Origin of the sequence: Micromonospora sp. DT201, assembly GCF_049841575.1 — a bacterium.
Lineage (GTDB): Bacteria > Actinomycetota > Actinomycetes > Mycobacteriales > Micromonosporaceae > Micromonospora.
Genome location: NZ_JBNCKP010000003.1, coordinates 452,191 through 472,615, shown reverse-complemented (window position 1 = coordinate 472,615; position 20,425 = coordinate 452,191). Strand labels below are relative to the sequence as shown.

Annotated in this window: 20 protein-coding genes; 9 read left to right on the top strand and 11 right to left on the bottom strand. The window is 70.1% G+C overall.

Annotated features, from left to right (window positions below; genetic code table 11):
• Positions 1-83: 83 nt before the first annotated feature.
• From purE to mca, 6 genes are all read right to left on the bottom strand, one after another.
• Positions 84-575 (bottom strand): 5-(carboxyamino)imidazole ribonucleotide mutase, encoded by a 492-nt coding sequence (gene purE / locus ACLQ28_RS09240; RefSeq protein WP_425685760.1) that lies wholly within the window; start codon positions 573-575, stop codon positions 84-86.
• Between the two features lie 25 nt (positions 576-600).
• Entirely contained in the window at positions 601-1,776 is a 1,176-nt protein-coding gene (locus ACLQ28_RS09235) for a 5-(carboxyamino)imidazole ribonucleotide synthase (protein ID WP_425685759.1), read from the bottom strand.
• Between the two features lie 129 nt (positions 1,777-1,905).
• On the bottom strand, positions 1,906-3,942 hold the full coding sequence (locus tag ACLQ28_RS09230) for a thioredoxin domain-containing protein (RefSeq protein ID WP_425685758.1): 2,037 nt from the start codon (positions 3,940-3,942) through the stop codon (positions 1,906-1,908).
• Between the two features lie 28 nt (positions 3,943-3,970).
• Positions 3,971-6,502 (bottom strand): putative bifunctional diguanylate cyclase/phosphodiesterase, encoded by a 2,532-nt coding sequence (locus ACLQ28_RS09225; RefSeq protein WP_425685757.1) that lies wholly within the window; start codon positions 6,500-6,502, stop codon positions 3,971-3,973.
• Positions 6,503-6,680: 178 nt separating this feature from the next.
• Complete coding sequence (locus ACLQ28_RS09220; protein WP_425685756.1) at positions 6,681-6,974, bottom strand: hypothetical protein; 294 nt, start codon at positions 6,972-6,974, stop codon at positions 6,681-6,683.
• A gap of 48 nt (positions 6,975-7,022) precedes the next feature.
• A complete protein-coding gene (gene mca / locus ACLQ28_RS09215) occupies positions 7,023-7,904 on the bottom strand; it encodes a mycothiol conjugate amidase Mca (RefSeq protein ID WP_425685755.1) in 882 nt (293 codons plus the stop codon).
• A 202-nt stretch (positions 7,905-8,106) separates the two neighbouring features.
• Here mca and ACLQ28_RS09210 point away from each other — a divergent pair, with 202 nt between their 5' ends.
• A complete protein-coding gene (locus ACLQ28_RS09210; RefSeq protein WP_425685832.1) occupies positions 8,107-8,547 on the top strand; it encodes a DUF4307 domain-containing protein in 441 nt (146 codons plus the stop codon).
• Between the two features lie 156 nt (positions 8,548-8,703).
• The gene (gene greA, locus ACLQ28_RS09205) at positions 8,704-9,201 is read left to right on the top strand and encodes a transcription elongation factor GreA (RefSeq protein ID WP_425685754.1); all 498 of its coding nucleotides are present in this window, start codon (positions 8,704-8,706) and stop codon (positions 9,199-9,201) included.
• Between the two features lie 61 nt (positions 9,202-9,262).
• On the opposite strand, the gene ilvA is transcribed toward greA, so the two are convergent.
• The 3 genes from ilvA to ACLQ28_RS09190 form a co-directional block, all read right to left on the bottom strand.
• Positions 9,263-10,483 carry a threonine ammonia-lyase gene (gene ilvA / locus ACLQ28_RS09200; protein WP_425685753.1) on the bottom strand — a complete coding sequence of 407 codons (1,221 nt, stop codon included), beginning with the start codon at positions 10,481-10,483 and terminating at the stop codon, positions 9,263-9,265.
• 102 nt (positions 10,484-10,585) lie between these two features.
• Complete coding sequence (locus ACLQ28_RS09195) at positions 10,586-11,995, bottom strand: amidase (RefSeq protein WP_425685752.1); 1,410 nt, start codon at positions 11,993-11,995, stop codon at positions 10,586-10,588.
• Between the two features lie 12 nt (positions 11,996-12,007).
• A complete protein-coding gene (locus tag ACLQ28_RS09190; protein ID WP_425685751.1) occupies positions 12,008-13,150 on the bottom strand; it encodes a cystathionine gamma-synthase in 1,143 nt (380 codons plus the stop codon).
• Between the two features lie 91 nt (positions 13,151-13,241).
• Between ACLQ28_RS09190 and ACLQ28_RS09185 the strand changes: the two genes are divergently transcribed.
• Together ACLQ28_RS09185 and msrA are read left to right on the top strand one after the other, a co-directional pair.
• Positions 13,242-13,664 (top strand): HIT family protein, encoded by a 423-nt coding sequence (locus ACLQ28_RS09185; RefSeq protein WP_425685750.1) that lies wholly within the window; start codon positions 13,242-13,244, stop codon positions 13,662-13,664.
• 76 nt (positions 13,665-13,740) lie between these two features.
• Positions 13,741-14,403, top strand: coding sequence for a peptide-methionine (S)-S-oxide reductase MsrA (msrA, locus tag ACLQ28_RS09180; protein WP_425685749.1), 663 nt, complete (start codon positions 13,741-13,743; stop codon positions 14,401-14,403).
• Between the two features lie 96 nt (positions 14,404-14,499).
• Here the strand turns inward: msrA and ACLQ28_RS09175 are convergent, their stop codons facing one another.
• Positions 14,500-15,078 carry an HNH endonuclease gene (locus ACLQ28_RS09175; RefSeq protein ID WP_425685748.1) on the bottom strand — a complete coding sequence of 193 codons (579 nt, stop codon included), beginning with the start codon at positions 15,076-15,078 and terminating at the stop codon, positions 14,500-14,502.
• A gap of 479 nt (positions 15,079-15,557) precedes the next feature.
• On the opposite strand from ACLQ28_RS09175, the gene ACLQ28_RS09170 reads away from it, so the two are divergent.
• The 5 genes from ACLQ28_RS09170 (at position 15,558) to ACLQ28_RS09150 (ending at position 18,817) form a co-directional block, all read left to right on the top strand.
• Positions 15,558-15,920, top strand: a complete 363-nt coding sequence (locus ACLQ28_RS09170; RefSeq protein ID WP_425685747.1) for a YciI family protein — start codon at positions 15,558-15,560, stop codon at positions 15,918-15,920.
• A gap of 92 nt (positions 15,921-16,012) precedes the next feature.
• The gene (locus ACLQ28_RS09165; RefSeq protein WP_425685746.1) at positions 16,013-16,354 is read left to right on the top strand and encodes a hypothetical protein; all 342 of its coding nucleotides are present in this window, start codon (positions 16,013-16,015) and stop codon (positions 16,352-16,354) included.
• Positions 16,355-16,358: 4 nt separating this feature from the next.
• Positions 16,359-17,012, top strand: coding sequence for a nucleotidyl transferase AbiEii/AbiGii toxin family protein (locus tag ACLQ28_RS09160; protein WP_425685745.1), 654 nt, complete (start codon positions 16,359-16,361; stop codon positions 17,010-17,012).
• A 369-nt stretch (positions 17,013-17,381) separates the two neighbouring features.
• Positions 17,382-18,311 carry a ribonuclease Z gene (locus ACLQ28_RS09155; RefSeq protein WP_425685744.1) on the top strand — a complete coding sequence of 310 codons (930 nt, stop codon included), beginning with the start codon at positions 17,382-17,384 and terminating at the stop codon, positions 18,309-18,311.
• Positions 18,308-18,817, top strand: a complete 510-nt coding sequence (locus ACLQ28_RS09150) for a GNAT family N-acetyltransferase (RefSeq protein WP_425685743.1) — start codon at positions 18,308-18,310, stop codon at positions 18,815-18,817. The genes ACLQ28_RS09155 and ACLQ28_RS09150 overlap by 4 nt, the downstream gene beginning before the upstream one ends.
• A gap of 203 nt (positions 18,818-19,020) precedes the next feature.
• Here the strand turns inward: ACLQ28_RS09150 and ACLQ28_RS09145 are convergent, their stop codons facing one another.
• The gene (locus ACLQ28_RS09145) at positions 19,021-20,391 is read right to left on the bottom strand and encodes a cystathionine beta-synthase (RefSeq protein WP_425685742.1); all 1,371 of its coding nucleotides are present in this window, start codon (positions 20,389-20,391) and stop codon (positions 19,021-19,023) included.
• Positions 20,392-20,425: the final 34 nt, after the last annotated feature.

Here is a 20,425-nt window from a genome sequence, read left to right as displayed (position 1 = left end):
CGAAATGGCAACCGAAAGTGCAAGATCGCGGACGGAGGGGGTGGGGGTGGGGGTGGGGGTGGGGGTGGGGGTGGGGCGCCGGGTTACGGGAGGGTTGCTTGGAGGGCTGCTTCCTTGGTTGCTACCAGCTTTTCCAGGTCCTGCTGGTAGGTCGTCATCTTGGCGCGCAGGCCCTCATCAGTGGCGCCGAGGATCCGCACGGCGAGCAGGCCGGCATTGCGGGCGTTGCCGATCGACACGGTGGCGACCGGAACCCCGGCCGGCATCTGCACGATGGACAACAGCGAGTCCATGCCATCGAGGTGCTTCAGCGGCACCGGCACACCGATCACCGGCAGCGGCGTCACCGAAGCGACCATGCCCGGCAGTGCGGCAGCACCACCAGCCCCGGCGATGATCACCTTCAGCCCACGGTCGGCGGCGTCACGGCCGTACTCGATCATCGCGACCGGGGTCCGATGCGCCGAGATCACCCGCACCTCGTACGCCACGCCGAAGTCGTCCATCGCCTCGGCGGCAGCCCGCATGGTCGGCCAGTCCGAGTCGCTGCCCATGATCAGCCCGACCGTGCTCACTGGAATCTCCTTCTCGACCGAGGGGTCACTCATGCCCCTCGCGCAGCCAACTCGCGGCCCGCGCGGCCCGCGCTCGTACGTCGTCCAGGTCGTCGCCGAGCACTGTGACGTGCCCGATCTTCCGGCCGGGTCGCACCTGCTTGCCGTAGAGGTGCACCTTGGCACCCGGCTCGGCAGCGAAGAGATGGTGTAGCCGCTCGTCGATCGACATTCCGCCTGGCTCGCCGCCGAGCACGTTCGCCATCACCACCACCGGCGCGGTCAGCGCGGTGTCGCCCATCGGGTAGTCCAGCACTGCCCGCAGGTGCTGCTCGAACTGCGAGGTCCGGGCACCCTCGATGGTCCAGTGCCCCGAGTTGTGCGGGCGCATCGCCAGCTCGTTGACCACGATCGCGGGCCGGCCGTCGTCGTCGCGTACCTCGAAGAGCTCCACCGCCAGCAGGCCGATCACACCGAGCGCGGTGGCCAGGTCGATGGCGAGTTGCTGGGCGGCGACCGCCAACTCCTCGTCCAGGTCGGGCGCCGGGGCCAGCACCTCCACGTTGATGCCGTCCCGCTGCACCGTCTCGACCACCGGGTACGCGGCCACCTGACCGAACGGCGACCGGGCCACCTGGACGGCCAACTCCCGTCGCAACGGCACCCGCTCCTCGACGATCAGCCGAGTGCCACCGGCGAGCAGCGTGGCTGCCAGCTCGGTGGCCTGGGCGGCGTCGTCGACCATCCAGACGCCCCGGCCGTCGTAGCCACCCTGCGCCGCCTTGAGCACCACCGGCCAGCCGACCTGCTCGCCGAAGCCGACAAGATCGGCGGGCTCGCCGACCGGCCGCCAAGCCGGGTTGGGCGCACCCAGCTCGGTCAGGCGTTCCCGCATGACCTGCTTGTCCTGGGCGTGCCGCAACGCGTCGGCTGGCGGGTACAGGGTCACCCCTTCCGCTGCCAGCGTGCGAATGTGCTCGTTGGGCACGTGCTCGTGGTCGAAGGTGACCACGTCGCAGCCCTTGGCGAACGTGCGCAGGGCGGCCAGGTCGGTGTGGTCGCCGTACTGGACGTCGGCGGCGACGAGCGCCGCGCCGTCTTCAGGGGCGGTCGCGAGCACACGCAGTGACTGGCCGAGGGCGATCGCGGCCTGGTGGGTCATTCGGGCCAATTGGCCGCCACCCACCATGCCGACAACAGGCAGACCGGTACGGGAATCCATAGCGCGGCCAGCCTATCCGGGCCGCCGGCACGCCCACCCGGAGGGCCGGTGCTCGCGCGGCCGACCCGCCGGTCGATGGCGCCCACCACCCGGCACGGGTCGCGGGCAACTACCGGGCGTGGCGGTGGCTCAACCGAGCTCGGCGACCAACTCCTCGACCGAGGTGACCGGCCGCTGACAGACGAAACCCCGGCAGACGTACGCGGCGGACCGCCCGTCGACCAGCGGCCGGTCGGCGAGCAGCGGCACTCCGGGCTGGTCCGGACGTCCGGCGACGACAACCGCCCCGGGCGGGGCATACCGGCGGGCGGCGGCCACCAGAGGATCACCCGCCGGGTCGTCGGTCGCCACGGCGATCTCGTACGGCCCGGAGAGCAGCGCCTCGCCGACCATGGCCGCATACCCGGCGAACCGGGGGTGCTGCCCGACGATCGGCGCGACCGTGACGAGCGCCGCCTCGGCGGCCTCCCGGTAGCGCGTCTCCCCGGTCAGCGCCGCGTACGCCACCAACCCGGCGATCAGCGCCGACCGGCCGGACGGGGTGGCGTTGTCGGTCGGGTCGGCCGGGCGGGCGACCAGCCGCTCGGCGTCGTCGGCGGTGTCGTAGAAGGCGCCACCCGGAGCGGCGAAATGCGCCAACGCGGTGTCCAGCAACCCGCCGGCCAGCGTGAGCCAGCGGCCCTCGCCGGTGAGCTGGTGCAGTGCGCAGAAAGCCTCGGCCACACAGCCGTAGTCCTCCAGGACGCCGGCCGGCTCGCCGACCTTGCCGTCCCGGGAGACCCGGCGCAGCCGGCCGTCCACCAGGTGCACGGTGGCCAAGTGCTCGGCAGCGTTGCGCATCGCACCTTCGGCGACGATGGTCACGCCGTCCATCAGGTTGGCGTCCTCGTCCTGCGGGGATGCGTACAGGGCAGCGACCTGCTGGAACTCGGCGATGGCGGTGATCGCCAGGCCGTTCCAGGCGGCCACGACCTTGTCGTCGAGGGCCGGCTGCGGGCGGGTGTCCCGGGCCGCGAGCAATCGCCCGACCACCTGCTGCCAGCGGGCGCGGACCTCGGGCGCGGCATCGTCCACGTCCCGGGCGAGCCGAAGCACGCTCGCGCCTTTTTCGAAGGTCCCCTCGTCGGTGACGGTGAACAGGTCGGCCGCGAACCGGCCGTCCTCCTCACCCAGCGCCTCGACGAGTTGGGCAGGCGTCCAGGCGTAGGTGAGCCCTTCGACGCCCTCGGTGTCGGCGTCCAGCGCGGACGCGAACCCCTGCCCCGGCCGGTGCAGCTCGTCGGCGAGGAACCGGGCGGTGTCCCGAGCCACCCGGCGGGCCAGTGGGTCGCCGGTGAGCCGCCACAGCTGGGTGTAGACCCGCAGCAGCAACGCGTTGTCGTAGAGCATCTTCTCGAAGTGCGGCACCGTCCAGTGCGCGTCCACCGAGTAGCGGGCGAAGCCACCAGCGAGCTGGTCGTAGATGCCGCCACGGGCCATCGCCTCAGCGGTGTGCCGGGTGATCTCCAGGCTGCCCGGGTCGCCGGTGCGCTGATGGTGGCGCAGCAGGAAGAGCATGATCATGTGCGGTGGGAACTTCGGGGCGCCACCGAAGCCGCCGTTCGTGGCGTCGTACTCGCCGGCCAGTTTGGCGGCCGCCGCGTCGAGCAGCGGGGCGTCCAGCGGGGCGGTGGGGCCACCGACCGCCTGCGCGCCGCCGATCGCCTCGACCACCGAGGCACCCTGGCGCAGCACCGCCTCGCGCTGCTCCCGCCATGCGGTGGAAACCGACTGGAGCAACTGGACGAAGTTGGGCCGCGGGAAATAGGTGCCACAGAAGAACGGGGTGCCGTCCGGGGTGGCGAAGACGGTCATCGGCCACCCACCCTGGCCGGTCATCGCCTGGGTCGCGGTCATGTAGACCGCGTCCACGTCCGGGCGCTCCTCACGATCCACCTTGATCGACACGAAGTTGTCGTTCATCAGAGCGCCGACCTGCTCGTTCTCGAACGATTCGTGCGCCATGACGTGGCACCAGTGGCAGGCGGCATAGCCCACCGAGATGAGCACCGGAACGTCCCGCCGTTTCGCCTCGGCGAACGCCTCGTCGGACCAGGGCCACCAGTCGACCGGGTTGTCGGCGTGCTGGAGCAGGTACGGACTGGTGGCGTCGACGAGTCGGTTCACCCGACGACCATAGTGCCTTCGGGTGAGGTCAGGAGGCGCCGTCGGCGCGGAGCCGGAACACGTTCGACTCCGCTGAGTCGCGCAGCGACCCCAGGACCGCGCCGATCTTGTCTGCCGGCATCGGCTTGAAGAAGTGGTACCCCTGCGCTGAGGTGCAACCCAGCTCGGCCAGGGCCATCCGCTGTTCGGCGGTCTCCACCCCTTCGGCGACCACGCGCAGCCCCAACTCGTGGGCAAGGCCCACGGTCGTCCGTACGATCGCCGCGGCCTCCGGCGAGTCGGCCATCCGGATCACGAACGAGCGGTCCACCTTCAACTCGTCCACCGCGATGCGGGTGAGGAAGGTCAGCGACGAGAAGCCGGTGCCGAAGTCGTCGACCGCGAGCTGCACGCCCATCGACCGGAGCGTGGCCAACACCTCGTCGATGACCTCCAGCTCACTCATCACCACCGTCTCGGTGATCTCCAGGACGAGCCGGCGCGGTGGCACCTGATGGCGGCGCAGCGCCTCGGCGATCTCCGCCGGCAACCGGGGGTCGAGCAGGCTGCGCGCCGACAGGTTGACCGAGATCGGGACGTCCAGTCCTTCCCGGGCCCAACCGGCGGCCACGCCGAGGGCCTTGTCCAGCACGTAGCGGGTGAACGTGCCGAGCTGCTCGCTGTTTTCCACCGGCCGGATGAAGTCGGCCGGGCTCAGCCACCCACGCCGGGGATGCTGCCAACGGATCAGCGCCTCCACCCCGGTGGGCGCACCCGTGGCCAGGTCGACCGCCGGTTGCAACGCCAGCACCAACTGATCGTCGACCTTCAGCGCCTCGCGAAGCTCCGCCAGCAGGGCAAGCTGGTCGGTGCTGGCCGCGTCGCGAGTGCCGTCGTACGCGGCGACGCTGCCGCCGCCCTCCTTGGCCTGGTACATCGCGATGTCGGCCCGGCGCAGCAACTCGGTCAGGTCGGCGGTGCCGGCGTCGGCCACCACCACCCCGACGGAGACCTCGATCGACATCCGTACGCCGGCCACCTCGGTCGGCGCGGCCAGCCGCTCGGCGATCTCGCGGGCCTGACGCAGTGCGTGGGCCATCGGGGCGGCCCGGTCGCCGAGCACCGGCACCGCGGTGAGCAGCAGAGCGAACTCGTCGCCGCCGAGCCGGCCGAGGAGGTCACCAGGGCGGACCAGCGCGTGGAGCCGGTTCGCGGTCAGCCGCAGCAGTTGGTCGCCGGCGGCGTGACCGAGGGTGTCGTTGACTTCCTTGAACTGGTTGATATCCAGCAGCAGCAGCGCCACCGGGTGATCGTGGGCGAGCTGCCGCAGCGACTGATCGCCCTTGCCGAGCATTGCCGCCCGGTTGGCCAGCCCGGTGAGCGGGTCGTGCACCGCCTCGTACGACGAACGGGCGGTGACCAGCCGCAGCTCGCGGTGGGTGGCGGCGTCGTGCAACGCGGCGGCGAGCGCATCGCCGAATGCGGCCACCGCGTCGCGTTCCCGGGCATTGGGCGGAGCAGAGCGGGGGAACCGGACCCGCAGCCGGCCGACGGGGGCAGCGCCGACCGTCAGTGCCCGGCTCAGCTCGTGCTCGTCCGGCTCGGACTGGTCCGGTGGGTCCGTCTCCCGGTCGACGAGCTGGCCGCCAGCGTCGCCCCGGTATCGATGCCACCGGCCGTCGGTCCGAGCCACGTAGACGTCCACCAGTTCGGCGTTGAACAGCGTCAGCGCCCCGGTGACCGCCGCGGTGGCCACGCCTCGCTCGTCGAGCTGGTTGAGGGCTGCCGTGGCTTCGGCGAAGGCTCGCCAGGTGCGGCGCTCCTGATCGGAGCGCAGCCGGTAGCGGTAGGTCTGCTGCAGCAGCCAGAGCAGCGGCGGCAGCAACAGCAACCAGCGGGCGTCGAGCTCCAGCAGAGCTACCACCACGAGGCCGACCGCCACGTTGCCGACGAACATCAGTAGTTTGCCGCGCAGCGCGGCGAGCAGCGGCGGCCCGAACGGCAGCCCGTGCCGCAGGCCCAGCGTCACCCCACCGAGCCAGGCGGTCACCAGCAGGTAGGTCACCGACCCGGCGATCACGGCCGCCGCCAGCATCGGGGTGGGCGGGGCGAGCAACGGCCGCCCGAGCGCGCTGGCCACGGAGACGGCCAGTGCCGACGCGGCGGCCAGCGAGGCGGCGATCCGGACGATCTCCAAAGCCGGACGGCGGTCGTTGTGCAGCGAGAGCATCGTCCAGGCCAGGCCGGTGCCGAGCAGCGTGGCAGACGGCAGCCAGCCGGCCGGCGTCAGATAGAGGCAGACGATCAGCGCCGCCTCACCCCAGGTGATGCTGACCATGCCTGCGGCCGAGCGGAACCGTAACCGTGCGAGCTGGGCGAGAGCGAGGACGGCGACGGCGATGCCGAAGCGGGCCGGACCGCCGAGGGGGTCGTCGGCCGGAAGCCTGGCCGGGAGGCTCAACCCGACCACGGAGGCGACCACGGCGGTCAGGGTGACGGCGGCGGTGAGCACAAGCAGACGACCCGGGGTGCCCCGCACCCCGATCCGGTCGAAAAGGTCGCCGGCCGGACCGGAGGTCATCGACCTGCCCCGTCAGCCGACCGCCCGACATTGCGGCGGGCGGCCAGTGCTGTGCTGGTCATCGGCGCCCCCTCCCGCACACGGCTCGGGGACTTTTGGTCCCCCGGCGGAAGGCTAAGCCAAACCGGGTGGCCGCAACAGGGGGCGACCACCCGGTTGGGCATGAATCACGCGCTGACTACCCGTTCCGGTGCTGCTGGTGCCCGTTGGACCCGGGCATGGATGAATCATGCCCTCCGGTCCCGTCTGTCGGATCGACGACTGCGGCGTCGGCCCTAGCCTGGTCGACCAGCCCCGTCTGCTGCGGAAACCGGTCAGGCAGGCGACGCAGCCGAGCGTTCATGTTGCGGATCAGCAGGATGGTCGCGGCGGCCAGCAGCAGGATGAGGAAGAGGCCCATCGGCCCAGCCAGACCACCCGTGCGGGTGTCCCCGAAGTTGTTCTCCGCGAGCACCTGGGCAGCGGTCAACATGGCGTTCCTCCGATGTGCGATTGGTAACCAGGGTAGCCCTGCCTGGGATCAGCGTGCGTGCGCCGTCTCCCGGACCCCTGCGAAGAGATCAGACTCGGGCATCGGGCTGTCGACCACGGAGCGGGCCAGCTGGAAATCCTCGGTCGGCCAGGCGCGGCGCTGCAGCTCCATCGGAACGTGGAACCAGAAGCCGTCCGGGTCGACCTGAGTGGCGTGGGCGCGCAACGCGTCGTCGCGGACCGGGAAGTATTCGGAACATTCCACCCGAGTGGTGATCCGAGGGCCCTTGTCCGGCCGGTCCTCCCAGCGCTTGAGCCACTCCTCGTAGGGCGACTCCTTACCCGCGGCCAGCATGCCCTCGTGCAGAGCCATGATCTTGGCCTTGGAGAAGCCGATGTCGTAGTACAGCTTCAGCGGCTGCCAGGGCGCGCCCAGCTCCGGGAAGCGCTCCGGGTCACCGGCGGCCTCGAACGCGGCCACCGTCACCTTGTGGCACATGATGTGGTCCGGGTGCGGGTAACCGCCCTCTTCGTCGTACGTGGTCACCACGTGCGGACGGAACTCGCGCATCAGCCGCACCAGTGGACCGGCGGCCACCTCGACGTCCTGCAGGGCGAAACAGCCCTCGGGCAGCGGCGGAAGCGGGTCGCCCTCAGGCAGCCCGGAGTCGACGAAGCCGAGCCATGCCTGCTCGACGCCGAGGATCGCCCGGGCGGCGTCCATCTCGGCGCGGCGGATCTCGCCGATGTTGGCCCAGACGTCAGGGCGGTCGAGCTTGGGGTTGAGCACGCTGCCGCGCTCCCCGCCGGTGCACGTCACGACCAGGACATCCACGCCCTCGGCGACGTACTTGGCCATGGTCGCCGCACCCTTGCTCGACTCGTCGTCCGGGTGCGCGTGCACGGCCATGAGACGCAGCTGCTCTGCCAACTTCGGCACTCCTCGTCTGTGCCGGCCGGTGGACCCGACCGGGCTCGACCGGCTGACCTGCCGGGATCGTTCCTCACCACACCCTGCCGCCGGCCAGCACCGCAGGGCATGACCTGCCATTCCTGCCGCTGGACCGGGTGGGAAGATGGACCCTGTCATTCTTGCCGACGCCGCCGACAACAACGCCAGGAGATACCCGCCGGTGACCGAGACGCACGCCACAATTTCCGCAGGCGCGCCGGTATTTCCGGCCGGGCGCTACGGCCGCCGCCGTGAAACCGGTGGGAAGCGCCGCCGTACGCTGCTGGCCGCCCTGGTGCTGTTGGCGCTCGTGGCGACGCTGACCGTGATCTCGGTCCGGCTCTACCGACAGTACGGCGACCCGGTCTACGACGCCCAGGTGATCACGTACACCGACATCACGGACAGTCAGGTGTGGGTCGACTTTCGGGTGACCGTACCGGCGGGCGGATCGGCGGTTTGCGTGCTGCGGGCCCGAACTCACGAGGGCGCCGAGGTGGCCCGTGACCAGATCACCGTGACCGCCGAGCCCGGCAACCGGCACGTCACGGCCCGGCACCGCCTGGCGACCACCGCGCGGCCGTTCATCGGTGAGGTCCTGCGCTGCCAACCCCCGTCCTGAGCGGCCAGAACGGCCCCGCGAACGAGGCTTGCCGGGTGCCTACCCCCGGTGTCGGATCCGGACACCGGCGGTGATGGCCGACACGCTGTGTCGTACCGCACTGGTAACTTAGTAGTTCACCTGTCAGCCAGCCACGCACAACTGAGGAGAACGCCTGTGTCCACTGGCAACGAGGCGCCCGCCACCTGGCTGTCGCAGGACGCGCACGACCGCCTCCAGGCCGAGCTCGACGAGCACATCGCCAACCGTCCGGCAATCGCCGCTGAGATCAACGCTCGGCGCGAGGAGGGCGACCTGCGGGAGAACGGCGGCTACCACGCCGCCCGCGAGGAGCAGGGCAAGGCCGAGGGTCGCATCCGCTACCTGCAGGAGTTGCTGCGCACGGCGAAGGTTGGCGAAGCGCCGACGGCGGACGTGGTGTCGCCCGGCATGGTCGTGACGATCTACTTCGACGACGACGCCGACGACACCGAGACCTTCCTGCTCGGTTCACGGGAGATCGCGGCCACCACCGACCTCACCGTCTACAGCCCCGAGTCGGCGCTCGGCAAGGCGATCCTGGGCGGCCGGCCTGGGCAGACCTGCACCTACACGGCGCCCAGTGGCACCGACATCAAGGTGACCGTGGTCAGCTTCGAGCCGTTCTCCGGCTGACCCGTCGCCAGCCGCACGACCCACTCAGAGGCACTGCTCCCGAGGCGTGACACCACCGGTGTCACGCCTCGGCGGCGAAGACCACCTGGTAGCCGCTGGCCCGCAATGCGCTGATCAGCGTGTCCGAGTGCTCCACTCCCCGGGTCTCCACCGACAGCGCCACCTCCACCTCGCCGAGACTGAGGTGCGGATTGGCCCGCTGGTGCTCCACGTCCACCACGTTGGCCCGGTGCTCGGCGATCTGGCTGAGCAGCGACGCGAGTTGCCCCGGCCGATCCGAGCAGCGCACGGTCACCCGCAGATAGCGACCTGCGGCGGCCAGACCATGCTCAATTACTCGTAGCATCAGCAACGGGTCGATATTGCCGCCGGAGAGCACCGCGACCACCGGCGTCTCCACCTCGACCACGCCGGCCAGCAACGCGGCGACGCCGACCGCCCCGGCCGGCTCGACCACCTGCTTGCCGCGCTCCAGCAGCATCAACAGGGCCCGGGAGATGTCTTCCTCGGAGACCGTGACGATCTCGTCGACCAGCTTGCGCACATGGTTGAAGGTGATCTCCCCCGGTCGACCGACCGCGATGCCGTCGGCGATGGTGGAGAAGACGGGCAACCGGACCGGCTCCCCGGCCACCAGGGAGGGCGGAAACGCCGCCGCGCCGGCCGCCTGGACGCCGATGATCCGGACGTCCGGTCGCAACGCCTTCACCACCACCGCCATGCCCGAGATCAGCCCGCCACCACCGACCCCGGTGATGATCGTCTTCACGTCCGGACACTGTTCGAGGATCTCCAGTGCCACCGTGCCCTGGCCGGCGATCACGTCGGGATGGTCGAACGGGTGGATCAACACAGCGCCGGTGCGCTCCGCGTACGTGTGCGCGGCGATCAGCGACTCGTCGACGGTGTTCCCGGCCAACTCGACCTGCGCGCCGTACCCCTTGGTGGCGGCCACCTTCGGCAGCGGCGCGTTGACCGGCATGAAGACGGTGGCGTGCGTGCCGACCAGGCCGGCGGCGAGCGCCACACCCTGCGCATGGTTGCCCGCGCTCGCCGCGACCACGCCGCGCTCCCGCTCCGCCGCGGACAACCGGGAGATCCGCACGTACGCGCCCCGCACCTTGTAGGAGCCGGCGCGCTGCACGTTTTCGCACTTGAGCCAGGTCGGCCCACCCAGCGCCGCGCTGAGCGGACGGGAGGGCTCCACCGGGGTGGTCCGGATGACACCAGCGAGCAACTCCCGTGCAGCCCGTACGTCGTCGAGACCGACCAGTTCCGTCATGCCCCGATCGTGCCACCCGCCGCCGGAGCCCTCAGCGGCGACACCGGGGGTCGCCAGGAGTCAGCTCGGTGGGCCCGCGACGACACGCGCACTCCGTGACGATCAAGCAGCGGCCGGTGACCCCGTTCCGACCCGGGGGTAGCCGGGGGCGTGGCGCGCCCACGGGGCGGCCATCTCGAACTGGCCGGCCACGCCGAGCAGCAGCAGCTCCGACCCCGGCGGACCGACCAGTTGCACGGCGACCGGAAGGCCGTCCGGGCGGCGGCCGACCGGCACCACGATCGCCGGCAGGCCGGCGACGTTCCAGGGCGCGGCGTACGGGGCGTACCGGATGTTGGCTGCCATGTTCGCCCGCCAGGACCGGTCGGACCAGCGTGCCGCCTCCGGCGGTGCACTGGCCAGCGCCGGGGTGAGCAGCAGGTCGACCGAGTGGTCGGTGAAGAAGTCGACAGACCGTTGCCGCCACGCGGCCCGGTCAGCCTCCCGCACGTAGCCGCGACGCTGCGCCCATTCACCCAGGGTGACGTGCCGTCGGGTACGCCGTTGCAGGCCACGCCGGTCCAACCCGGAGGCCCGGACGTCGGTGGCGGCGGCAGCGAACCAGGTGGCGATGCCCTGCAGGCCCAGCGCGGTGGGATAGACCGGATCGGCTGGCACCGTGTCGTGCCCGGCAGCGGCGAGAAGCCGGCCGGCGGCGGCGACCGCGTCCCGGTTGGGCGCGTCCGGTGCGACGCCACGCACCGGGGAGCGCAGCGAGACGCCGACCCGCAGCCGCTGCGGCGGGACCAGCTTCTCGGGACGCCGGCCGGCGAGCACCGAGAAGCCGACCGCCGCGTCGGCGACAGTGCTGGTCAACATGCCGTGTTCGGTGAGGCCGAACCAGTCGTCCGCGCCGAGCTGGCAGGGCACCACGCCCCGACCCGGCTTGAGCCCGACCAGACCGCAACAGGCCGCAGGGATCCGGATCGAGCCGAGACCGTCGTTGCCGTGCGCGATCGGCACCAGCCCGGCGGCCACCGCGGCGGCGGCGCCACCGGAGGACCCACCGGGGGTACGCGTGCTGTCCCACGGATTGCGGGTCACCGCGCTGTCGTCGTCGGTGAGTGCCCACAGCCCCAGCTCCGGCATCCGGGTCACACCGAGGATCACCGCACCCGCGCCGCGCAACCGACGCACCACCTCGTGGTCGGCCTCCGCGACGCCGGAGCGCGCGGCGGCCGACCCGTTCCAGGTGGGCAGACCGGCGACCGGAGTGTTCTCCTTGACCGCCACCGGCACCCCGGCCAGCGGCAGGTTGGCCAGGTCCTCCTGCTCGTCGACCTTCTCCGCCTCGGTGATCGCCTCGCCGCCCCGGACGGCGCGGAACGCGGCCAGCTCACGGTCGGCACGGGAGATGTACTCGAGGTGGTCGGCGACGACCTGGGTGGCCGACACATCACCTCGGCGTACGCCCCGGGCGATCTGCTTGGCGGTCGCCCCGACCCAGGTCGCCATGATGTCCTGCACGGCCATCCTCCCCAGCGGTCAGCCCAGCGCCTGCTCCAGATCAGCGAGTAGGTCGTCGACCGTCTCGATGCCGACAGACAGTCGCACGAGATCGCCGGGAACTTCAAGCGGCGAGCCGGCAGCACTTGCGTGTGTCATCCGACCCGGATGCTCGATCAGGGACTCCACGCCACCCAGCGACTCGGCGAGCACGAAGAGCTTGGCGCGGTTGCAGATGTCCACGGCGTGGTCCTCCCCACCGGAGGCACGGAACGAGATCATGCCGCCGAACCGGCGCATCTGCTTCGCGGCCACCTCGTGACCAGGGTGCGAGGGCAGCCCGGGGTAGATCACCTGGGCCACCTTGGCGTGCCCGTCGAGGTACGCGGCAAGCCGCTCGGCGTTGTCGCAGTGCCGGTCCATGCGTACCCCGAGGGTCTTGATGCCCCGCAGGGTGAGCCAGGCGTCGAACGGTCCGTTGATCGCGCCCATCGCGTTCTGGTGGTAGCGCAACTCCTCGCCGAGCCCAGCGTCCGCGACGACCAGCGCGCCACCGACCACGTCGGAGTGTCCGCCGATGTACTTGGTGGTGGAGTGCACCACCACGTCCGCGCCGTACGCGATCGGCTGCTGCAGGTACGGCGAGGCGAAGGTGTTGTCCACGACCAGCAGTGCGCCCGCGTCGTGTGCCACGGCGGCCAGGGCGGCGATGTCGGCGATGCCGAGCAGCGGGTTGGTCGGCGTCTCCAGCCAGATGATCTTCGTGCGGCCGGGCTGCACGGCGGCCCGGATCGCGGCCGGGTCGGAGACCTTGGCCGGGGTGAAGTCCAGGCCCCAGCGCTGGGCGACGCGGGCGAACAACCGGTACGTGCCGCCGTACGCGTCGTCCGGGATCACCACATGGTCGCCCGGCTGGCACACAGCCCGCAGCAGGGCGTCCTCGGCCGCCAGGCCACTGGCGAAGGTGAGGCCTACCGAACCACCCTCCAGCGCGGCCAGGCACTCCTGGAGCGCGTCGCGGGTCGGGTTGCCCGAGCGGCTGTACTCGTAGCCGAGGCGGGGTGCGCCGACCGCATCCTGCGCGTAGGTGCTGGTCTGGTAGATCGGTGGAATCACCGCGCCGGTACGGGCCTCAGGGTCCTGGCCGGCGTGGATGGCGAGCGTCTCGAAGCCGTGACTCATGCTGGTGAGGCTAGTGCCCCGTCCCGGGGGCTGGAACGGAACCCGCGCTCCCGAGGCTGCGGCCCAGGAACGCCGGCAATAGCCTGACTCGATGAGCGGTTGCGTGTTCTGCGGGATCGTCGCGGGTGAGGTGCCGGCCTTTCGGGTCGCCGACACCCCGGACGGGGTCGCGTTCCTGGACACCCGGCCGGTGTTCAAGGGGCACGTGCTGGTGGTGCCCCGGGTGCACCTGGTGACCCTGGCCGAGTTGCCGGCCGACCTGCTGCCCGGTTACTTCGCGCTGGTCCAGCGGCTGGCGGTGGCCGTAGAGACCGGTCTCGGGGCTGGTGGGACGTTCGTGGCGATGAACAACAAGGTGTCCCAATCGGTGCCACACCTGCACACGCACGTGGTCCCTCGGACCAAGGGCGACGGGCTGCGCGGGTTCTTCTGGCCACGCACCCGCTACGACGACGACACCCAGGCCCAGACGTACGCGGACCGGGTCGCCGCGGCCCTTGCGGGTAGGGCCTGAGTCACGGTGGTGCGGGTAAGGAAGCAAGACCCTCCGGTGTTACACGCTGGGAGCGGTACGAGAGGAGATCCCCACCGTGTTTTTGCGCCGCATGAACGCCGAGATGATTTCGCCCGACCAGGCCCTGCCGGGCCGCCCGATCGCCATGCCGGTCGCCGACCGCCACGAGGTGCTGGGCACCCCGTTGAAGGGCCCGTTCCCGGAAGGCCTTCAGGTCGCGGTCTTCGGCATGGGCTGTTTCTGGGGCGCCGAGCGGCTGTTCTGGACGTTGCCCGGCGTTTACACCACCTCCGCCGGCTATGCGGGTGGCATCACCAAGAACCCGACGTACGAGGAGACGTGCTCCGGCCGGACCGGGCACGCCGAGGTCGTCCAGGTGGTGTACGACCCCAGCAAGATCGCCTATGAGGACCTACTGAAGGTCTTCTGGGAGAACCACGACCCGACCCAGGGCATGCGTCAGGGCAACGACGTGGGCACCCAGTACCGGTCGGCGATCTACACGACCACGGACGAGCAGCGGACCATCGCGGAGTCGTCCCGGGACGCGTTCCAGCCGATCGTGACGCGGGCCGGCAAGGGTGAGATCACCACCGAGATCGCCCCGCTCGGCAGCTACTACTTCGCCGAGGACTACCACCAGCAGTACCTGGCCCCAACCAAGAACCCGAATGGTTATTGCAACCACGGCCCGAACGGGCTGAGCTGCCCGGTGGGCGTCGCCAGGGTCGGCGAGTAGCTGCTTTTCCCGCCGCCGATGCGGTGATTCAAGCCCTGATTCAAGCCCAAAAACAAATCATGCCCCGCTCGGGTACGCATCCGGGCGGGGCTTGGCTCATTCGATCTGGGGAGCGTGTCGCTTACGCCGTGCGTATCTCCATTCGACGAGGAGGTGGTCGTACTTCGAGATGTTGCAACCCTTGCAGGCGGGGAGGATGTTCGAGATCGCGTGCCGCCCGCCTCGCGTGAGCGGGATGACGTGGTCCTTCTCCAGCCTGTCGGAACGGATACCGCAGTAGACGCAGCGATGGTCATACTGACGTAGCAGCTCTTGCCACTCAGCCTCGCCGAAGGCGACGAAACCGGGGTTGCTCAGCATCAGATCGACTCGCCGGTCCTGCTGGTTCCGCCTGCGATGAGGGTTTTCCTTACGCCACCGCACGGCGTACGCACGCCGCTGCTCGGCATTCAAGCCGTAGTACGCCTTGGCATCAGCGCGGCGCTTCGCGGCTTCTTTTGGGTAGCGCGCCCTGTCTTTGCCCCGGAGCCGCACCCGGTTGGCAGTCTGGAATCCGGCCGCTTTGCACGTCCGGTTGCAGAACCGGGCATTCGATCGCTTACCGGCAATGCTGATGCCGCAGCTACAACAGGACTTGGCATCGGGCGGTTGCGCCAACACCTGCTCCTTGGTCATTCGACTGAGCTGCTGGTAGTGCCGGTTACAAACGCCCCTGGCCTTCTGCACTTCAAGGCAGTGTTCGACTTTGCAACCGCCGCGCGGCTGCCGCGGTGACAGGCCCTTTGCTGCATGACGGGCCGCGGCTTTGCATGACCGGTCGCATGCCTTCGCGTCAGCGCGCTTGCGAGAGATGTCTATACCGCACTTCGGGTTGCTGCAGGTCCTCAACCAGTCCTCCCCAGATCGGAACGGAAGCTAGCTCAGGCGTGCGACAAAGTTCAGATGGCCTGCTTGGCGGGCTGCTCGTCGCTGTAGCTGGCCGGGATCGCCGTTGGCAGCTTGGTATCGCTCACGGAGGCGCGGCGGATGGCAGCCTCGCTGTACCGCTGGCGCGGATCCCCGGACCAGTCCGGCCTGAGGTGTCGTATCCGCCCGGCTCCGTTCGTAGCGAAGATGGAGGCAGACATAGGTCCGCCCGAGACGATGGAGCAGACATGGCCGAATACCTCATCTACTTCAACCAGCAGTGGGTGGGCGACCACACTGAGGAGTGGTTTCGCGGGCGCGGGCCACTCGCCAAGGCGGTCGTGGACGAGATCAAGGAAGCCGGGGCGTACCTGTTCGCCGGGGGCCTGGAGGAAGACGGCCCCGTCTTCAGTGCCGACGCCACGAGCGGCACGTTGATGTTCACCGACGGGCCTTACGTCGAAACCAAGGAGTGGCTGGGCGGGCTGACCGTAGTGGACGTGGCCGACGAGGAAACGGCCCGGATGTGGGCCGGCAAGATCGCGGAAGCATGCGGCTGGCCCCAGGAGGTCCGACGGTTCGGCCGCATGCCGCAACCTGGTGATGACTGAGTGCCCGAACGGCATGAGCTGCCCGGTCGGCGTGGCCTGTACCGCCGGCTGCATGCAGGCGTTAGCCTGATTCGGACGTGAGGGAGGGCACGATGACCGGCGACAGCGCGACCCGTCCACACGGTTACGCCAAACCGGTTGTCGTGCCCGAAACCCTTGATCATCTACGCGGGCCCACTACCGGGGTGGTGGATTTGCCGCGCCACTTGAAGTGGTCTGGCAATCCTCATTACGACCTTGCGCAGCCCGGACGCATGGGCGATCTTTACCGTACGGTCCTGAACGAGGCCGCCAGTCCGGATGACCTGCACAGCTATCTCAGCCGCGACTCCCTGATCCGGCTCTGGCCGACGATGTGGTTGCCCCAAGCAGTGCGCCACGCGTGGGAAGAGCGCTTTCCTGAACTTCGTCTCGTTCCCCGCCGCGCTGCCTGACACGATGCTGCCCGGCCACATCAAAATCACCAGAATAGCTCTCACGGCGGCCGGCCGCTTCGGCTTCGCACTAGCTGGCGGGTACGCAGTCAGCGCTCACGGTATGGGCGCTCGACTGAGCGGCGATGTGGATCTCTTCACCGCCTGGTCCTTGCGCGCCTCATTTTCGGAGGCGGTCGACAGCGTCGTCAATGCCCTGGAAGACAACCGGTACACGGTTCAAGCGGTGATTCGGAACGACACGTTCGCCCGCCTGCTCATCGCCGACCGTGATGACCCAAGTGCCGAGCCGGACAAGCTTGAGATGTCCGCAGACTGGCGGGCGCACACCCCCGTGATGTCGACCATCGGGCCTGTTCTTCACCCCGATGATGCCGTCGCCAACAAGATGTGTGCCCTCTTCGGCCGCGCCGAGGCCCGGGACTTCCTTGACGTGGACGCTGCCCTGATGAGCGGCCAGTACACCAAGCAACGACTGCTGGAACTGGCTTCGGCTGCGGATTCTGGTTTCGAGCCGCGGGCCTTCGCGGATGCACTGGGGGCGTTGTCCCAGATCACGGACGAGGACTTCGACTGCTACGGCGTACCTGTGGCCGACCTGCCGGCCATGCGCGAGCGGTTCGCCCAGTGGCGACGCGAGCTGATCGGCACTCCGTAGACGCGGCCCTAACCACCGCCGACCTGGTCGAACGTGTTGACAGGCGGCGGCGGGGCATTCCCGTTTGGCCTTGTGATCGAAATCCGTTGCAGAGCCCGGCGAGGACTCGATAACGTGGCCGTACACGCGAAAGGAGGTGGTCCAGACTTGTATAGCAATCGGACTCGTGAGGTGGCTGTCAGCTAGCCGCTGTCCTCGACAGTGATCGGCTCGCCGCAAGGCGAGCACCAGCACCATCGTCGAGACCGTGTGGCAGCGGTGCGGCGAATCCACGACAGCCACCCGACCCCCGGGGTGCCGGCCAAGTCCAGCCGGCCCGCGCACAGCGCGGAGCGCCCCGGGGGTCGCTCCATATCCGGAGGACCGGCGATGTCCATGCGCGAGCTGGTGGTGCTGGGGACGGCCAGCCAGGCACCGACCCGCCAGCGCAACCACAACGGGTACGTGCTGCGCTGGGACGACGAGGTGATCCTCTTCGACCCGGGTGAGGGCAGCCAGCGCCAACTCCTGCACACCACGGTCACCGCCAGCGACCTGACCCGGATCTGCGTCACCCACTTCCACGGCGACCACTGCCTCGGCCTGCCCGGCACCATCCAGCGGCTCTCCCTGGACCGGGTGCCGCACCCGGTCGCCGTGCACTTTCCCGCCGGCGGCGCCGAGTATTTCGCCCGGCTCCGGCACGCCACCTCCTTCTACGAGACGGCTGAGCTGCGGGTCGAGCCCATCGAGGCGGACGGGCAGCGGATCACCCTGCGCTGCGGCACGCTTGAGGCACGCCGGCTGCGGCACCCCATCGAGACGTACGGCTACCGGCTCATCGAGCCGGACGGCTATCGGATGCTGCCGGAGCAGCTGGCCGCGTACGGCATCAGCGGGCCGGCCGTCGGCGAGCTGATCCGCGTCGGGCACCTCGACCTCGACGGGCGCCGCGTCACCCGCGGCGAGGTGAGCGTGCCCCGACCGGGGCAGCGGTTCGCGTTCGTGATGGACACCGGCCTCTGCGACGGGGTGTACGCCCTCGCTGAGCACGCCGACCTGCTGGTCATCGAGTCGACGTTCCTGGAGTCGGAAGCCGCGCTCGCCGCCGAGGTCGGCCACCTGACCGCGGCGCAGGCCGCCCGGGTGGCGACCGAGTCCGGGGTACGCCGGCTCGTGCTCACCCACTTCTCCCAGCGCTACCCGGACCCACGCCGGTTCCACGACGAGGCACGCGACCACTTCGACGGTGACCTGATCATCGCCGAGGATCTGACCACGGTGCAGCTCCCACCCCGCCGGGTAGCCTCGGCCGGGTGACCGTCACACTCCGCCCCGCGACCGGCGCCGACCTGATGGCGGTGGGTGCCCTGCACCAGCGCTCCCGGGTCGCCGCGTACTCCGCTTTCCTGTCGGCCGAGGCGTTGGCGGACCCGACGCCGGAGGCGATGGGGCGCTACTGGGCCGAGCGGTGGCACTGGGAGCGGGACAACCATCGGCTGACCGTGGCGGAGCGGGCCGGGACGCTGGTCGGGTTCAGCTACGTGGGGCCGGACGACGAGGACGACCCGACCACCGGGCTACTCAACGCGCTTCACCTTGAGCCGTCCGAGCAGGGCCGGGGCACCGGCCGCACCCTGATGGTGGACGCGTTGGACGCCATGCGGGCGCGGGCCTGGCGGCGCGCCGTGCTCTGGGTGCTCCGGGACAACGCCCACGCCCGCACCTTCTACCAGCGCGGCGGTTGGACACCCACGGGCGACGAACGAGACGAGACGATCGGCTCGGCGCCAACCCGACAACTCCGCTACACCCGAAACCTCTAACCCACCCCACCCCACCCCACCCCACCCGCCCCGCCCCGTCCCCACCCCACCCCGCCCTCGCCCCGCCCCGCCTCGCCGATCTTGCACTTTCTGCAGCGACAAAACACCGCATAAGCGACGTTCACGCGACAGCAAGTGCAAGATCGGCGGGGGGCGGGGGCGGGGGCGGGGCGGGGGCGGGGGCGGGCGGGGCGGGGGGCGGTTTAGTTGGCGCCTAGGTGGGCTAGGAGGTCTTGGCGGGTTAGGACGCCCTTGGGCTTGCCGTCGACCAGGACCAGGGCGGCGTCGGACTTCTCCAGCAGACCCACGGCCTCGCTCACCGGCTGACCGCCACCGATCATCGGCAGCGGGTCGCCCATGTGCCGCTCGATCGTGTCGTGCAGGTGTGCCTGGCCGGTGAACAAGGCGTCGAGCAGGTCCCGCTCGGCGATCGAGCCGGCCACCTCGCCGGTCACCACGGGCGGCTCGGCCTTGAGCACCGGCAGTTGCGAGACGCCGTACTCGCGCATGTAGTCGATGGCGTCACGGACCGTCTCGGTGGGGTGCACGTGCACCAGCTCAGGCAGCCCGCCCGGCTTGCTGGCCAGCGCGTCGGCCACTGTCGGCTCTGCGCCGGAGTTGTCGAGGAAGCCGTACCGGGCCATCCACGAGTCGTTGAAAATCTTGGAGAGGTAGCCGCGGCCACCGTCTGGCAGCAGCACCACCACCACGTCGTCGGGGCCGGCCTTACTGGCGACCTCCAGCGCGGCGACGACCGCCATCCCACAGGAGCCACCGACCAGCAGCCCTTCCTCGCGGGCCAGCCGCCGGGTCATCTCGAAGGACGCCTTGTCGGAAACCTCAACGATCTCGTCGGCCACGCCCTGGTCGTACGTCTCCGGCCAGAAGTCCTCGCCAACGCCCTCCACGAGGTACGGCCGGCCGGTGCCGCCGGAGTAGACCGAGCCCTCCGGGTCGGCGCCGATGACCCGCACTCGACCCTCGGAGGCCTCCTTGAGGTACCGGCCAATGCCGGAGATGGTGCCGCCGGTGCCGACACCCGCCACGAAGTGGGTCAGCCCACCCCCGGTCTGCTCCCACAGCTCCGGGCCGGTGGTCTCGTAGTGCGAGCGCGGGTTGGCCGGGTTGCTGTACTGGTTGGGCTTCCAGGCGCCGGGGATCTCCCGGGTCAGCCGGTCGGAGACGTTGTAGTACGAGCGCGGGTCCTCCGGGGCGACCGCGGTCGGGCAGACCACCACCTCGGCGCCGTACGCCCGGAGCACGTCCTGCTTGTCCTGGCTGACCTTGTCGGGGCAGACGAAGACGCACTTGTAGCCCCTGAGCTGGGCCACCAGGGCCAGCCCGACGCCGGTGTTGCCGCTGGTCGGCTCGACGATGGTGCCGCCGGGCTTGAGCAGGCCGGCAGCCTCGGCGTCCTCCACCATCCGCAGCGCGATCCGGTCCTTCACCGAGCCGCCCGGGTTGAGGTACTCCACCTTGGCGAGCACCGTGGCCTGGATGCCCTCGGTGACGTTACGCAGACGTACCAGCGGGGTGTTGCCGATCATGTCGACGACGTTGTCGTAGTACTGCACGGTGTGCCCTTCGTTGCGGCGCCGGCAACGGCGG